Source organism: Salinibacterium sp. NK8237, assembly GCF_015864955.1.
Classification (GTDB): Bacteria; Actinomycetota; Actinomycetes; order Actinomycetales; family Microbacteriaceae; genus Rhodoglobus.
Genome location: NZ_JADYWE010000001.1, coordinates 149,274 through 164,692, shown reverse-complemented (window position 1 = coordinate 164,692; position 15,419 = coordinate 149,274). Strand labels below are relative to the sequence as shown.

Annotated in this window: 15 protein-coding genes; 2 read left to right on the top strand and 13 right to left on the bottom strand. The window is 58.4% G+C overall.

Translation table 11 applies throughout. The annotated features are described in order from the left end of the window. Positions 1-36: 36 nt before the first annotated feature. From I6E56_RS00845 to I6E56_RS00820, 6 genes are all read right to left on the bottom strand, one after another. Positions 37-498, bottom strand: a complete 462-nt coding sequence (locus I6E56_RS00845) for a GNAT family N-acetyltransferase (RefSeq protein ID WP_231606194.1) — start codon at positions 496-498, stop codon at positions 37-39. Further along, positions 467-889, bottom strand: coding sequence for a cytochrome c oxidase subunit 4 (locus tag I6E56_RS00840; protein ID WP_197135454.1), 423 nt, complete (start codon positions 887-889; stop codon positions 467-469). The genes I6E56_RS00845 and I6E56_RS00840 overlap by 32 nt, the downstream gene beginning before the upstream one ends. 3 nt (positions 890-892) lie before the next feature. After that, positions 893-2,572, bottom strand: a complete 1,680-nt coding sequence (gene ctaD, locus I6E56_RS00835) for a cytochrome c oxidase subunit I (protein ID WP_197124880.1) — start codon at positions 2,570-2,572, stop codon at positions 893-895. Between the two features lie 5 nt (positions 2,573-2,577). Next, the gene (gene coxB, locus I6E56_RS00830; RefSeq protein ID WP_197135453.1) at positions 2,578-3,435 is read right to left on the bottom strand and encodes a cytochrome c oxidase subunit II; all 858 of its coding nucleotides are present in this window, start codon (positions 3,433-3,435) and stop codon (positions 2,578-2,580) included. 137 nt (positions 3,436-3,572) lie between these two features. After that, complete coding sequence (locus I6E56_RS00825) at positions 3,573-3,929, bottom strand: iron-sulfur cluster assembly accessory protein (RefSeq protein ID WP_197135452.1); 357 nt, start codon at positions 3,927-3,929, stop codon at positions 3,573-3,575. A 9-nt stretch (positions 3,930-3,938) separates the two neighbouring features. Further along, on the bottom strand, positions 3,939-5,357 hold the full coding sequence (locus I6E56_RS00820) for a dipeptidase (protein ID WP_197135451.1): 1,419 nt from the start codon (positions 5,355-5,357) through the stop codon (positions 3,939-3,941). Positions 5,358-5,396: 39 nt separating this feature from the next. Between I6E56_RS00820 and I6E56_RS00815 the strand changes: the two genes are divergently transcribed. After that, on the top strand, positions 5,397-5,978 hold the full coding sequence (locus I6E56_RS00815) for a DUF3043 domain-containing protein (protein WP_197124886.1): 582 nt from the start codon (positions 5,397-5,399) through the stop codon (positions 5,976-5,978). A 32-nt stretch (positions 5,979-6,010) separates the two neighbouring features. Here the strand turns inward: I6E56_RS00815 and I6E56_RS00810 are convergent, their stop codons facing one another. From I6E56_RS00810 to hisD, 3 genes are read right to left on the bottom strand one after another with little or no spacing between them, the layout of a single operon-like run. Then, positions 6,011-7,045, bottom strand: coding sequence for a quinone-dependent dihydroorotate dehydrogenase (locus tag I6E56_RS00810; RefSeq protein WP_197135450.1), 1,035 nt, complete (start codon positions 7,043-7,045; stop codon positions 6,011-6,013). Positions 7,046-7,101: 56 nt separating this feature from the next. Then, positions 7,102-7,560, bottom strand: coding sequence for a transcriptional regulator NrdR (gene nrdR / locus I6E56_RS00805; RefSeq protein WP_197124888.1), 459 nt, complete (start codon positions 7,558-7,560; stop codon positions 7,102-7,104). A 20-nt stretch (positions 7,561-7,580) separates the two neighbouring features. Beyond that, on the bottom strand, positions 7,581-8,894 hold the full coding sequence (hisD, locus tag I6E56_RS00800) for a histidinol dehydrogenase (protein WP_197135449.1): 1,314 nt from the start codon (positions 8,892-8,894) through the stop codon (positions 7,581-7,583). A gap of 67 nt (positions 8,895-8,961) precedes the next feature. Here hisD and I6E56_RS00795 point away from each other — a divergent pair, with 67 nt between their 5' ends. Then, positions 8,962-9,477 (top strand): flavin reductase family protein, encoded by a 516-nt coding sequence (locus tag I6E56_RS00795; RefSeq protein WP_197135448.1) that lies wholly within the window; start codon positions 8,962-8,964, stop codon positions 9,475-9,477. A gap of 36 nt (positions 9,478-9,513) precedes the next feature. On the opposite strand, the gene dnaE is transcribed toward I6E56_RS00795, so the two are convergent. The 4 genes from dnaE to I6E56_RS00775 all read right to left on the bottom strand — a co-directional run bounded on the left by dnaE (position 9,514) and on the right by I6E56_RS00775 (position 15,389). After that, positions 9,514-13,032 (bottom strand): DNA polymerase III subunit alpha, encoded by a 3,519-nt coding sequence (gene dnaE / locus I6E56_RS00790; RefSeq protein ID WP_197137944.1) that lies wholly within the window; start codon positions 13,030-13,032, stop codon positions 9,514-9,516. Positions 13,033-13,099: 67 nt separating this feature from the next. After that, complete coding sequence (locus I6E56_RS00785; protein ID WP_197135447.1) at positions 13,100-14,020, bottom strand: RluA family pseudouridine synthase; 921 nt, start codon at positions 14,018-14,020, stop codon at positions 13,100-13,102. A gap of 142 nt (positions 14,021-14,162) precedes the next feature. Then, positions 14,163-14,969 carry a DivIVA domain-containing protein gene (locus tag I6E56_RS00780; protein WP_197135446.1) on the bottom strand — a complete coding sequence of 269 codons (807 nt, stop codon included), beginning with the start codon at positions 14,967-14,969 and terminating at the stop codon, positions 14,163-14,165. Between the two features lie 126 nt (positions 14,970-15,095). After that, the gene (locus I6E56_RS00775) at positions 15,096-15,389 is read right to left on the bottom strand and encodes a YggT family protein (protein WP_197135445.1); all 294 of its coding nucleotides are present in this window, start codon (positions 15,387-15,389) and stop codon (positions 15,096-15,098) included. Positions 15,390-15,419 lie beyond the last annotated feature (30 nt).

Below are 15,419 nucleotides of genomic sequence, written 5' to 3'. Positions count from 1 at the left end.
CAGTCGACCTGGTCGAGCACACCACGAATCGTGGCTTTAGTCGAAAACGCGCTTGAGGAAGTCAGCCGTAGACATGTAGCCGATTCGCTCAAAGAAGTCAGCAGAACCACGGCTGGGCACGGTGAGCTGGCGTACGCCGCGCTCGAGGCATACGGCCTCGACGGCTTCTACTAACCGTGTGCCAATGCCGGTGCTCTGAACGGTGCCATCAACAACGAGTTCCTGAAGCTGTGCGGAACTGCCGTTGGTGTGCAGCAGGTGGGCGATCGTCGCGAACGCGTAGCCGACAACAATGCCGTCCACCTGTTCGGCGACCAACAGGAGCGTTGTCGCGCGATCGTCGACTGCGTGCACAAAGGCGGAGTCGAACGCAGCCCGGTCGGGTGCGTACTCAGTTCCGAGTTGCTTCAGCAACTCGAATACAGAGGCCGCATCGTTCGCGGTCGCAGAGCGAATCTGCACAGATTTAGCGGGCGAAGTATCCGCGGTAGTACTCATACGTCCACCCTACGAGGCTAACGACGAGAATACCTCCGCCGATGAATGCGATCCACGGTCCAATAGCGACACCCAAGAACACGAGCGAGGCAGCGCCGGCAAGCACGATCGGCCACCAGCTCCAAGGGCTGTAGTGCCCCTGCTCGGCTTCACCGTCTTCGATATTTGCATCGAGACGGTCCTCAGCGAGTTCGCCGCCCTGGGCCGCGTGCACCTTGCTCAAGTAGAAACCAATGAGAAGGAACAACAGACCACTCAGCAGCAGAGCGATCGTGCCGACCCACTCAACACGCTGATGACTCGCATCGAGGAGCGACCAAGTCGTGTAGAGACCAGAGAGAAAGAGGAAGAAAACCGTGAGGATCCAGTACAGCTTGACGTTCGCGTTCATCGGTTACTTCACCTTCTCATCTGCAAGGTCGTAGACAGGAGCGTCAGGCGCATCCTTGCCTGGACCAATACCAACAGGGATGCCTGCTTCAGGGTGGTTCAGATCGAAGGCAGGAGATTCGGAACGAATCCGCGGGATCGAGGTGAAGTTGTGACGCGGGGGCGGGCAGCTTGTGGCCCACTCGAGCGAGCGTCCGTAGCCCCACGGGTCGTTGACCGTGACCTTGGGAGCCTTGCGCGTGGTCATGTAAACGTTGAAGAGGAACGGGATCATCGACACCGCAAGGATGAAGGCACCGATGGTGGAGACCTGGTTCATCCACGTGACCCCATCTTCGGCAAGGTAGGTGCGGTAACGACGCGGGAGCGCCACTACACCAGCCCAGTGCTGAATGAGGAACGTCATGTGGAAACCGACGAACAGCAACCAGAAGTGAATCTTGCCGAGACGCTCGTTGAGCATCTTGCCTGTCCACTTGGGCCACCAGAAGTAGAAACCACTGAACATGGCGAACACAACGGTTCCGAATACGACGTAGTGGAAGTGAGCCACAACGAAGTAGGTGTCAGAAACGTGGAAGTCGAGCGGCGGGCTAGCGAGGATAACGCCGGTCAGTCCGCCGAAGGTGAAGGTCACGAGGAAGCCGATAGCCCAGAGCATGGGGGTCTCAAACGTGATTGAGCCTCGCCACATTGTGCCGACCCAGTTGAAGATCTTCACACCTGTTGGCACCGCGATGAGCATCGTCATGAGCGAGAAGAACGGAAGCAACACTGAACCGGTCACGTACATGTGGTGAGCCCACACCGTTACTGACAGGGCAGCAATCGAGATTGTTGCGTACACCAGTGTGGTGTAACCGAAGATCGGCTTGCGGCTGAAGACCGGGAACACCTCAGAGACGATTCCGAAGAACGGAAGCGCAATGATGTAGACCTCAGGGTGGCCGAAGAACCAGAAGAGGTGCTGCCACAACAGAACTCCACCATTGGCGGGGTCATAAATATGAGCGTCGAACACACGGTCAGCACCGAGACCAAACATTGCAGCGGCGAGAACCGGGAACGCCATGAGGATGAGCAGCGAGGTTACGAGCGTGTTCCACGTGAAGATAGGCATGCGGAACATCGTCATGCCAGGAGCGCGCATCGTGATGATCGTGGTGATGAAGTTAACAGCACCCAAGATGGTGCCGAAACCACTCATTGCGAGACCGAACACCCAAAGGTTTCCGCCGATTCCCGGAGAGAACGTGGTGCTCGAAAGCGGCGCGTAAGCGAACCAACCGAAGGATGCCGCACCCTGCGGGGTGAGGAATCCGGCGACAGCAATCAGTGAACCGAAGCTGTAGAGCCAGTAAGCGAATGCGTTCAGTCGCGGGAACGCAACGTCAGGAGCACCGATTTGAAGCGGCATGAGAACGTTAGCGAATCCAGCAAACAACGGAGTAGCGAACATCAGCAGCATGATCGTGCCGTGCATCGTGAACAACTGGTTGTACTGCTCACCCGTTGCCACAATCGACAGACCCGGCTCAAAGAGCTGGGCACGGATGACAAGCGCCATCACACCGCCGAGAAGGAAGTAGAAGAAAGAAGTGATCAGGTACATGTACCCAATGGTTTTGTGGTCGGTCGAGGTGATCCAGTTCACCAAGACGTTGCCCTTACGTTCGACGCTCATGAGCCCTATTCCTCGTCGCTGCTGCCGTTGCCGGGCAAGTTCTGGTTCACGTTGTAATCAAGACCGAGTTGACCCTCGAAGCCAGCAGCACGCTGGGCGTCGATGTAGTCCTCGTACTCGGCCTCGGAGACGACCTTCACAGTGAAGAGCATGAGCGAGTGGTATTCACCACACAGCTCAGCGCACTTGCCCTGATAGGTGCCTTCCTTGGTCGGGATGAAGTACATGTAGTTGGTCTTGCCAGGCAGCATGTCCTTCTTGTACAAGAAGTCCACTACCCAGAAAGAGTGAGCAACGTCGCGCGCCTCAACCTTGATCTCGACCTTCTTGTCGACAGGGAGAACGAGTTGCGGCAAAGAGTCAACGTTGATGGTGCCATCGGGGTTAAAATCTGCTTGAACGCCGGGGCTGTAGACGTTTTCGTCAACGTAGTTGAAGTCCCATGCCCAGCGCTTGCCTATGACCTCAATCTGAACGTCCGGGTTAACTTCAACGGCTTCAATAGCCGCCTGGTCACGCGCAGTAAAGGCGAAGAAACCAAGAACCAGAATCAGCGGCACGACCGTGTAGAAGATCTCGATTGGCATGTTGTAGCGCAGTTGGACCGGAAGGCCGGTCTGTCCGCGGCGACGGCGGTAAACAACTGCGGCCCAGATGATGAGACCCCAGGTGATGACACCAACGACCAGAAGAACGATCCATGATGTGACCCAGAGGCCAATCACGCTGCTCGTGTGGTTGGTGGTGTCTGGACTTCCTGGCAAATATCCCTGCAACTGGTCCTGAGTACAGCCGGTCAGGACCAGCATCGTAACCAGAGCGAGTGGAATCGCTGCCAATCGAATTCGGCGGTTAGAGCGCACCTGTGACCTCTCGAAGAACACGGACTAATACCTTTCCAGTGTATATGCAGCGAGAGGGGGTAGTGATTACCGGCTCGCCCCGCACAAGCGAAAAGGTGCACCGAATCGGCGCACCTTCTCAAAAAATTGCTATGAAATTAGTGAAAACTGTCGCCACAGGCACAGCTGCCTTCGGCGTTGGGGTTGTCAATAGTGAACCCCTGCTTCTCGATCGTGTCTTCGAAGTCGATACTCGCACCTTCGAGGTACGGAACACTCATCTTGTCAACGACAACCTCGACACCGTCACCGAAATCACGGCTCACGTCGCCGTCAAGGATGCGCTCGTCGAAGTAGAGCTGATAGATGAGTCCCGAGCATCCGCCCGGCTGCACAGCCAATCGCAGACGCAGGTCGTCACGACCCTCTTGCGACATGAGGCTACGAACCTTGTTCGAGGCAGCCTCCGTGAGCGCGACCCCGTGGGTGGCAGTTTCAACAGCGGATTCAGTCATAACGTAATTCTACGCCCGACGTTCCAACTTTGCGAGCAGCAGCGCCTCCGTAAGGATGGCGCGCTTGAAAACTCCGAGATGGAGGGACTCGTTAGGGCTGTGTGCTCGCGACTCCGGGTCTTCAACACCAGTCACCAAAATCTGGGCTTCCGGGAAAACTTCGACAAGATCTGAAATAAAGGGGATGGAGCCGCCGATTCCTGTCTCCAACGGTTCATTTCCCCACGCCTCACGCATGGCGGACTTGACGACGTCAACCGCCCAACCGCTGGTGTCGACGAGGAACGGGCTGCCAGTGTCGACATCGGAGAGCTCGAGATGCGCACCGAACGGCGCATGCGCGACCAAGTGGCTTCGAAGAGCCTCGTACGCCGCCTCTGCATCTTGCCCTGGTGCGATACGAGCACTCACCTTGACGGTGACGGTGGGTGCCAGAGTGTTTGAGGCGTTCTGCACGCTGGGCGCGTCGATGCCGGTAACAGTGATGGCCGGCTTGTCCCACAGTCTGCTCAGCACGCTGCCGGTGCCCACCGACGTGACGCCCTCCAGCAGCCCCGCTTCGTGGCGGAGTTTCTCTTCGCTGAAGTCCGGCGTCTCGGATTCGCGACTCGTGAGCCCCTCAACGACCACAGCACCGTTCTCGTCATGGAGCGTCGCGAGCAACTTGATAGCAGCGAGCATCGCATCCGGAACCGCTCCCCCGAACATTCCCGAGTGAGAGGCATGCGCCAACGTGGACACCTTCAGCTTGAAGGTCACGTTGCCGCGGAGGCCAACCGTGAGCGACGGCGTGTTCACATCCCAATTGTCGGAGTCCGCAACCACAATCACATCAGCCGCGAGCTTGTCGCGGTTCTCGACGATGAAATTGGCAAACGATCGCGAACCAAACTCCTCTTCGCCCTCGAAGAAAGCAACAAGGCCGAGATCAAAATCGGGCCCGACGGTGTCAACGAAAGCGCGGATGGCCGCAACATGCGCCATGATCCCCGCCTTGTCGTCAGCCGCGCCGCGACCGTAGAGACGATCACCGCGCACGGTCGGCTCGAAGGGAGGCGAATCCCAATCGGCATCCTGACCGGGAGGCTGCACATCGTGGTGCGCATACAACAGAATGGTGGGCTTTCCGTTCTTCGCCTTGCGCGTGGCAAGCACAGCCGGATGCCCGAGCGTGTCGGCATCAATCGGCGCCTGAGCCAGCTCAACGGTGTCGAAAACTCCAATGCCGTCGATCAACGTTCGCGCAGCTTCAGCACTACGAGCGACCTGATCTGAATCGAAGCCGTCCCACGACACTGACGGGATGCGAACCAGCGTTGACAGCTCCGCAATCGTGGCCGGTAAAGCGCCATCAACAGCCTCAGTAAGAGCAATGAGCAGAGGATCGGGAGTCGTCGACGCTGACGTCGGCTGCGGCGTGTGAGTCATACGAGTAATCTTAGATCGACACCAACGCAAGGAACCCCCGTGGCAAAAGCATCTTCAACCGAAAACACCCCCAATCCTGAGAACTCCGACGCGAACGACAGCGCCAGTTCAGGCAAGGGTCGCCCCACCCCCACACGCAAAGAGCGCGAGGCGGCAAATCTGCGCCCGCTGGTCTCCAACGACCGCAAAGAAGCTAAGCGTACGGCTCGGGCCCAAATGCAGGTCGAACGCGAACGAGCTCGCGTAGGCATGGCGAACGGTGAGGAAAAATACCTGCCGATCCGCGACCGCGGGCCGCAGAAGCGTTTCGTGCGCGACTACGTTGACGCACGCTTCAACGTGGGCGAGTTGCTTGTCCCCGTGATGTTCGCCGTGATTATCCTCACGTTCATCAACGACCCCACGATTCAAGCCCTCGGCTTGCTCTTCCTGTGGGGCTTCTTCATCATCGCCGCAATCGACGCCGTTCTACTCGGATTGCGCTTGCGCAAACTGATCAACGCCAAATTTGGTGAGTCTCGCGCCGAGCGCGTGCGCTGGTACGCCGCGATGCGTTCGCTTCAGCTGCGCATCATGCGTTTGCCGAAGCCTCAGGTTAAGCGCGGCCAGTTCCCGAGCTAGTCGCAAGGCCGGCCGGTTCCTTAGGGAATCGGCTATGCGGCGTTCTCTGCGCGAAACAGTTTCGACAGACCGCGATTGATTGAGCGCGCCCAGAACGGGCCGTGATAGAGGAAGCCTGTGTAGCCCTGAACGAGCGTCGCCCCCTCGCGGAGACGCTCAGCGACATCCGCAGCCGTTTCAACTCCACCCACTGAAATTACGCAGAAATCGGCGGGCACAACACTGCGGATGACCCGCAATAGTTCGAGCGAACGAGCAGCGACAGGCTTGCCAGACACTCCCCCGGCTCCGGCTGCCTCAACGACGTCGACAGGGGTCGCAAGGCCTTCCCGCGACAGCGTTGTGTTGGTGGCGATGATGCCGTCGAGTTCGTCGACCGCAAGCTGAGCGATGGCTCGAGCCTCGTCATCCGTCACATCAGGGGCAATCTTGACCAGCACGGGCGTTTGGCCGGCAGCCGACTTCACCGCAACCAACAACGGCTTGAGCTTGTCAATCTCTTGGAGACCGCGCAGCCCAGGGGTATTGGGCGAACTCACGTTCACCACCAGGTAGTCCGCAAGCGGCGCGAGTGCTCGAGCGCTCGTGAGATAGTCCGCGACGGCGTCCTCGACGGCGACAACGCGCGACTTGCCAATGTTGATGCCAATGATGGGACGCCCGGCACGATGGCGCGCTCGCTCGATCACCATTGAGGCCTTGGACGCTCCCGCGTTATTGAAGCCCATACGGTTGATGACGCCACGATCGGCGACAAGCCGGAATAACCGCGGCTTGGGATTGCCCGGCTGAGGAAGGGCCGTAATCGTGCCTACCTCAACATGGCTGAAGCCCAATTGCCCCAGACCTTGGATGCCAGCGCCCGACTTGTCAAAGCCCGCAGCCACACCGAACGGTGAGCTAAACGTGAGCCCCAGAGTCTTCACTTCAAGCGCGGGATCAGCCGCCCCCTGCACAAGCTTTCCCACACCGATGACAGGAAGCGCCTTAATCACCGAAAAGGCGAGCGAATGCGCAAACTCGGGATCAAGTCGCTTAAGAACGGTGCGGAAGAAGAAGTCGTACATAGCGAACGGTGCTCTCAGCGTTAGAAGGCGGGAAACAGCGAAACCGGATGGTTTAGTTAGGAGGCGGTGCCGTGATCCAACCGCAATTGGCTGATCGCGGCATCGAAATCATCGAGCGAATCAAACGCCTGATACACGCTGGCGAAGCGCAAGTACGCGACCTCATCGAGATCGCGCAGCGGCGAAAGAATCGCTAGGCCAATCTCGTTGGCGTCGATCTGAGCGGTGCCGGTCGCACGAATCGCTTCTTCGACCTTCTGTGCCAGCACAGCGAGGTCGGTATCGGTGACAGGTCGCCCCTGGCACGCCTTGCGCACGCCGCTCACGATTTTCTCGCGGCTGAAAGACTCCACAACACCGTTGCGCTTGATGACATTCAATGAAGCGGTTTCGGTGGTCGAGAAACGACGACCACACTCGGGGCACTGCCGGCGGCGACGGATCGAAAGACCATCATCGCTGGTGCGCGAATCAACAACCCTGCTGTCAGGATGCCTACAAAAAGGGCAATACATAGTCCCTTAAGAGTACCCGGTTAGCGGTCGCGGAACCGTTCACTCACAGCCGAACCGTGGGCAGGAAGATCTTCAGCAGAGCTCAACGCCACAATGTGCGGTTCGAGCTCGCGAAGAGCGTCGTGGCTGTAGCGAATGATCTGCTGTGGGCGAAGGAAAGTGTATGCCCCCAGCCCTGAAGAGAAGCGTGACTGACCGCCGGTGGGGAGCACGTGATTCGAGCCAGCGAGGTAGTCCCCCAAGCTCACGGGTGACTGGTCGCCCAAGAAAATTGCTCCGGCGTTATCGATCATGTCGAGCACAGCGCCAGACTCTTCCGTCTGAATCTCGAGGTGCTCCGGGCCGTACGCATTGCTGAGTGCGGCAGCGGCCGCCATATCGCTCACCAAGACGATTGCAGACTGCTGCCCGGCGAGAGCAACGCCCGCGCGCTGAGAGTGTGGTGTCACGGCCAGTTGCTCGGCCAAGTGCGTGCGCACTGCATCCGCAAGTTCTTCGGAATCAGTGACGAGCACGGCAGCCGCAAGTTCATCGTGCTCAGCCTGACTGAGCAAGTCGGCAGCGACGAGCCGAGGGTCAGCCGAAGCATCGGCAATGATCAAGATCTCTGTCGGACCAGCTTCGGAATCGATGCCCACCACGCCACGCACAGCACGTTTGGCTGCGGCAACGTAGACGTTTCCCGGACCCGTGATGATGTCGACGGGGTCGAGACCCAATTCTTGGACACCATAGGCAAACGCGCCGATCGCGCCAGCGCCGCCCATTGCGTAAACCTCATCAACGCCAAGCAAACCGGCCGCACCGAGGATCGTCGGGTGGACTGCTCCGCCGAACGCGCGTTGCGGAGGAGAAGCAAGCGCCACCGAAGAGACACCGGCTACTTGGGCCGGAACGACATTCATGATCACGCTCGACGGGTACACAGCTTTACCGCCGGGAACATACAGTCCCACACGGTTGACAGGCTGCCAGCGCTGAATAATTTCAGCACCGTCGCCCAGCTGAGTCATCATCGCCGGAGGCACTTGCGCTTTACTCGCCGTGCGCACGCGATCGATGGCGAGTTCGAGAGCCTCGCGCACGGCGGGTTCGAGCGCCCGCGTGGCGCGAGTGATCTCATCCGCATGAATGCGCACACGCTCAGGAAGAACGCCATCGAGACGCTCGGCCTGGTCGAGCAATGCTTGCTCGCCGTGTTCCCGCACGTCCTCAATGAGTTGGATGGCGGCAGCGGACGCGATAGACACGTCCATCGCGGCGCGCGGGATGACACGAGAAAGTTCCGCACGGCTCAGAGCGGTGGACCGAAGATCAATAGTATTCAGTGACATGGCTCAACCATGCTAGTTCGTTATCGGCAAGGAATTTGCCCATGCCAATTAGGGTTGTAGTAAGCACATGGAAAATTCAGAAGCAGCAGACGGAATCGACGCCTTCAAAGGTGCCTTCAGACGACACGCGGCCGGCGTCGCCGTGATCACATCGCTGGCGCCCGACGGGCATCCGGTTGGTTTTACCGCCACGTCTCTCGCCTCACTCGCTGCGGTGCCACCGCTTGCCACGTTCAACATGGCGCAAGTATCCAGCTCGTGGCCAGCCATCACCGTTGGCAACAAGGTCGCCATCCATATGCTGGGCCCGCGTAGCCGTCACCTTGCCGAGAAGATGGCAGCCGATCACGAGCTGCGATTCGTGGGCGATCACTGGCACGCCGGCGAAAAGGGCCTGCCGTTGCTTGAGGAAGCGACCGCCATCGCGATCGGACACATTGTTGACGTGCATCCCGTGCACAACAACGCTGTCGTCGTCGTCCAAATCGACCATGGCATGCTTGGCGCAGAAGACGAAGCACTCCTGTACCACGAGCGCACCTACATGCGCCCCGTCGAACTCACCGACGACGTTGAGCACTAGACAATTACGACGCGCGGCTGCGAGAGATGAACCGCTCTACCCGAGGCAGCCTGGCCCCAGCAACGATTTCAGCTCTCCGTAAAGGTCCGCGGAGACTTTCACCCGATACGGAAGCTCAAAGACCCGTGCAATGTCATCGCGCACAAGTCGCAAGCGCACTTCAATCGTGCCGGAATGACGAATGAGCACCTCGCCAAGCCCCGAAACGACCTCCGTCGTTGCTCGCTGTTCCTTGAGCGTCAGCACGATCGGGCCAGACCCCAAACTCGCACCAAGGTCAGGCGAGAACATGCTCACAGCGTGCAAATTCATGCCATCATCACGGGCGCTAGCCCGACCTCGAACCACAACAATGGAGTCGTTGACCAGCCCTGGTGCGAACTCTTGATATGTCTTGCCCAAGAACATGACATCGATCTCGCCACCGAAGTCCTCAACAGTGACAATCCCGTATTGATTACCGCTGTTTCGCGCCACCCGATGCTGCACGCTTGTGACCAGCCCGGCGATCGACACGTGCTCGCCGTCTGAGACTGTGTCGCCCGAAAGAACCTCGGTAATGGTGAAGTCCTGATGCTTAGCTAGCTGGATCTCGAGACCCGACAGCGGATGATCGGAGACATACAGCCCCAACATTTCACGTTCAAACGCGAGCTTGTCACGCTTCGACCACTCCGGCCGATCGGGGACACCTTCTTCTTCTTCGTTGAAATCGAAGATCCCACCGAAGAGATCTACTTGGCCGTTAGCTTCGTTTCGTTTGAGACTGACTGCGGAGTCGCAAGCATCCTCGTGAATCTCCAGCAAACCGCGACGGCTCGCTCCCAGCGAGTCGAAGGCGCCCGACTTGATCAGAGACTCAACCGTGCGCTTGTTCGCGACCTGAATCGACACCTTCCGCAAGAAATCGTGGAACGACTCATAGCGCCCCTTGTCAGTGCGCGCGCGAACAATTTGCTCCACTACTGCAGCACCAACGTTGCGCACCGCACCGAGGCCGAAGCGGATGTCGCCGGCGACAGCGGTGAAGTTGACTGTTGATTCGTTGACGTCTGGCGCCAGCACCTTGATGCCCATACGACGACATTCGCTCAAGTACATACCGAGCTTGTCTTTGGAATCGCCAACGCTGGTCAGCAGGGCCGCCATGTACTCGGCGGGATAGTTCGCCTTGAGGTACGCAGTCCAATAGCTGAGCACACCGTAGCCGGCACTGTGCGCCTTATTGAACGCGTAGTCGGCAAACGGCATCAGGGTTTCCCAGAGGACCTTTACGGCCTCCTTGCTGAAGCCGTTGTCGAGCATCCCGGTCTCGAAGCCGAGGAACTGCTTGTCGAGTTCTTCTTTCTTCTTCTTACCCATCGCTCGACGCAAAACGTCGGCTTGACCGAGGGTGAAGCCTGCGACCTTCTGAGCCACCGACATCACTTGCTCTTGGTACACGATGAGACCGAAGGTGGTGCCGAGAATTTCCTTCAGCGGCTCTTCAAGTTCGGCGTGGATCGCGTCGATCTCTTCCAAGCCGTTCTTGCGCAACGCGTACTTGGTGTGCGAGTTCATTCCCATGGGGCCTGGGCGGTACAGCGCGATTACGGCCGAGATGTCTTCGAAGTTGGTGGGCTTCAGCTGCTTAAGCAGCGCTCGCATGGGGCCGCCATCGAGCTGGAATACGCCAAGAGTGTCGCCTCGCGCCAACAGATCATAGGTCTTCTGGTCAGCGTCGAGATCAAGGTCTTCGATGATGAGCGGCGAACCAGTGTTGGCTTCGATCATCTTGAGCGCGTCTTCGATGACCGTCAGGTTTCGAAGACCCAAGAAGTCCATTTTGATCAGGCCGAGACTCTCCAGCGGCGGTTGATCAAACTGGGTGATGATAGCGCCGTCATCTTCGCGACGCATGATCGGGAGAACATCGAGCAAGGGCTCAGCAGAAAGCACTACGCCAGCCGCGTGCACGCCCCACTGTCGTTTCAGTCCTTCAAGACCGACCGCGGTTTCGAATACCTTCGCCGCTTCGTGATCGGTGTCAAGAATTCCACGAATATCAGCGGCCTCTTTGTAGCGAGCTGCATCTTTGTTGCGCACATCGCCAAGAGAAATATCTTTTCCCATGATGGCGGGAGGCATCGCCTTCGTCAGCTTTTCTCCGACCGAGTACGGCATGCCGAGCACGCGAGCAGAGTCCTTGAGAGCTTGCTTGGCTTTAATCGTGCCGTAGGTAACGATCTGCGCTACCCGGTCGTCGCCATACTTGTCGGTGACATAGCGGATGACTTCACCACGGCGCCGGTCGTCAAAGTCGACATCGACATCGGGCATAGAGACGCGCTCGGGGTTGAGGAAGCGCTCGAAAATGAGGCCGTGCGCGAGAGGGTCGAGTTCAGTGATGCCCACGGCGTAGGAAGCCATCGACCCCGCCGCAGAACCACGGCCCGGACCAACACGGATGCCTTGCGACTTTGCCCATTCAATGAAGTCTGCAACCACCAAGAAGTAGCCGGGGAACCCCATTTGTTGGATTACATCAACCTCGTATTTTGCTTGCGCAAGGTGAGCGTCGGACGGAGCGTTGTTGAATCGCTTGTTCATTCCACGCGCGACCTCTTTTTCGAACCAGGTCGCTTCGGTTTCGCCCGCGGGCACGGGGAAACGGGGCATGAGGTCGCGGCCCTCAAAGCTGATCTCACTGCGTTCCGCAACGAGCAGAGTGTTGTCGCATGCTTCGGGATGCTCCCGAAAGAGCGACCGCATCTCTGCGGCTGTCTTGAGGTAAAACTCATTCGAGTCGAATTTGAAGCGGTTTGGATCGTCGAGCGTGGATGCAGATTGCACGCACAAGAGCGCCGCATGCGCGGTGGCATCGTGAGCGTGCGTGTAGTGCAAGTCGTTAGTCGCCAGCAGTGGCATGCCAAGCTCTTTGGCAAGCTTGAGCAGATCGAGCATCGTGCGCCGCTCGATGTCAATGCCGTGATCCATTATTTCTGCAAAGAAATTCTCTTTGCCGAAAATGTCTTGGAACTCAGCTGCAGCTTCTCGAGCTTCGTCATAGAGGCCAAGGCGGAGCTTGGTCTGCACCTCTCCACCGACACACCCCGTCGTTGCCGTGATGCCTTTGGCATACTGACTCAGCAGTTCACGGTCCATTCGAGGCTTGAAGTAGAAGCCCTCGATCGACGCTCGCGAAGACAGCCGGAAGAGGTTGTGCATGCCCTCGTTGTTCTGAGCGAGCAACGTCATGTGGGTGTAAGCACCGCTACCGCCGACATCGTCGCGCACCTGGTGGCTACCACCCCACCGTATGCGAGTCTTATCGCGACGCGACGTGCCGGGCGTGATGTACGCCTCAGTACCGATAATCGGCTTGATTCCGCGGGCAGTCGCCTGTTTCCAGAAGTCGTAGGCACCGAACATGTTGCCATGGTCAGTGATCGCGATAGCAGGCATCCCCTGCTCTACCGCAGCATCCAGCAGCGGACCGACACGCGCCGCTCCGTCGAGCATTGAGTACTCACTGTGAACGTGCAGATGCACAAACGAGTCGTTATTGGCAGCCAAAGACACTCCGAATTCTTTCGAAATCCAGCCTAAGCCAGCGGGTCGATGAGACTCTAACTGACGCGCCCTAGTCGGCTCGAAGCACCTCAAGTGCCGCCTGAAGGTCGGCGGGATACGGCGACTCGAACGACACCTGTTCGCCGGTGGCCGGATGCGCGAAACCGAGTTTGTGAGCGTGCAACCACTGACGCGTCAGCCCCAGCCTCGCCGAAATCGTGGGGTCTGCTCCGTACATGGTGTCGCCTACGCAAGGATGCCGCTGCGCAGCCATATGAACACGAATCTGATGCGTGCGCCCTGTCTCCAAGTGCACCTCAACCAAAGCAGCAGACGGGAATGCTTCCAAGGTTTCGTAGTGGGTAATTGAGTCTTTGCCACCCGAAACCACGGCGAATTTCCAACTCGAGCCAGGATGACGCCCAATCGGCGCATCGATTGTGCCTGCGAGGGGGTCGGGATGCCCCTGAACGACAGAGTGATAGATCTTACTCACCTCGCGGTCGTGGAACGCGCGCTTGAGTTCGGTATACGCCAGCTCAGACTTCGCGACCACCATCAGACCACTTGTTCCAGCATCGAGACGGTGAACGACTCCGGCACGCTCCGCAGCGCCCGAGGTCGAAATGCGGTAGCCCGCGCCTGCTAGCGCTCCAAGCACCGTAACGCCATCCCAGCCAACTGAAGGGTGGGCTGCTACTCCGGCTGGCTTATCGACAACAACAATGTGCTCGTCGTCGTAAATGATGCCGAGAGAATCGAGGACAACGGGCACGATCTGCGGTTCGGTTTTCGAAACCCACGAGACTTCTAACCAAGAACCTTCAGTGAGACGGTCAGACTTGCCGACAGTCGCGCCATCCATGATGACTCCGCCACCCGCCGCTACTTCGGCTGCGAAAGTGCGGGAGAAACCCAATAGTTTGGCGAGTGCCGCGTCTACGCGCTGCCCCGCAAGGCCCTCAGGAACCGGCAAGCTTCGGGTTTCCACGGATGCTCCTTGGTTGGTGATGCGATTAAAGCGAAAAAGCCGCACTCCCCCGCTTAACGGGGCTGAGTGCGAACACAGCAAAAGCCGCCAGCGGCGGCGGAGCCGAAGCTCTCACCGACCGGCTGACGGCCATTGCAAAAAACTAGCTGCCGGAGAATCCCGAGAAGCTGGCGGGAGGCTGCTGCGCCGACTGGGGCGAAGCGAAGTCTTCTGCAGTCAACTGACCAGAGGACTGTGATGTGCCCGTCTGCCCCTGCTGACCCGAGGGACTACCAGCGGTAACGAGACTCGAAGAATCAAGTTCGTGTAGCTGGCCCTCGATGTAGCTCTTGAGCTTTTCACGGTACTCGCGCTCGAAGCTACGCAACGATTCAATGCGACCTTCAAGAGCTTGGCGTTCCCGCTCGAGTGTGCCGATCTGCTCACGCTGCTGGGCTTGAGCCTGAGCAACAAGTTCAGCAGCCGTAGCCTTGCTTTCGGCGACAACTTCTGCTGCCGAAGCCTGACCCTCTGCGAGGATCTCAGCAGCGGATGCTTGCCCCTCAGCAATGAGTGCGTCACGCTTCTGAACGCCCTCGCGAACGTGTTCTTCGTGAAGACGACGTGCGAGCTGAAGAAGGTTGTTGGTGCTGCTGGCGTCGTCAAGAACAGACGAAGCTGGCTCAATGGCAGCGGGTGCTGGAGCGCTTTCAATCGCTGCAGGCGCCGGAGCGGCAATCGCAGCGGGTGCGGCGGCTGCTGGAGCGCTGCTCGCGTTCTGCTGAAGCTCAGTTGCACGAGCCTCTGCGGCACTCAACCGCTGACGAAGCTCGTCGTTCTCTTGGTTGAGACGACGCAACTCAACGACAACTTCGTCGAGGAAGTCATCGACGTCATCTTGGTCGTATCCCTCGCGGAATTTTGTTGATTCAAACCGCTTGTTGACCACGTCTTCTGGAGTCAAAGCCATTTCCGCCACCTCTAACACTTTCTTTCAACGTATACACAACGTTCAACGTTCACATCACATAGTAGTAACGGAACCTGATTAGTTGCCGCATGCTCTCCGATAAGAGTACATCGGTAGCGGCTAGTTCTAAAAGCCCCGCAAAATGGAGGTAAGGATGATGCACACCAGCATGACAAGCATCCACGACAAATCTAGCGCTCCGTTGCCAATTCTAATCATCGGGACAACCTTGCGAACCGCTTTGATCGGAGGATCAGTAATGGTGAAAACGAGCTCAGAGAGAACGAGACCTACTCCGCTGGGGCGCCAACCCCGAGCGAAGACTACGACGAGATCGAGAATGAACCGAGCCCACATCGCGAACATGAACAAAGTGATGGCGTAGTAAGCCACCAGGGCGATAACAGAAACGGGATTCACCCCTCTAGGTTAGCGGGCGAATACACACCC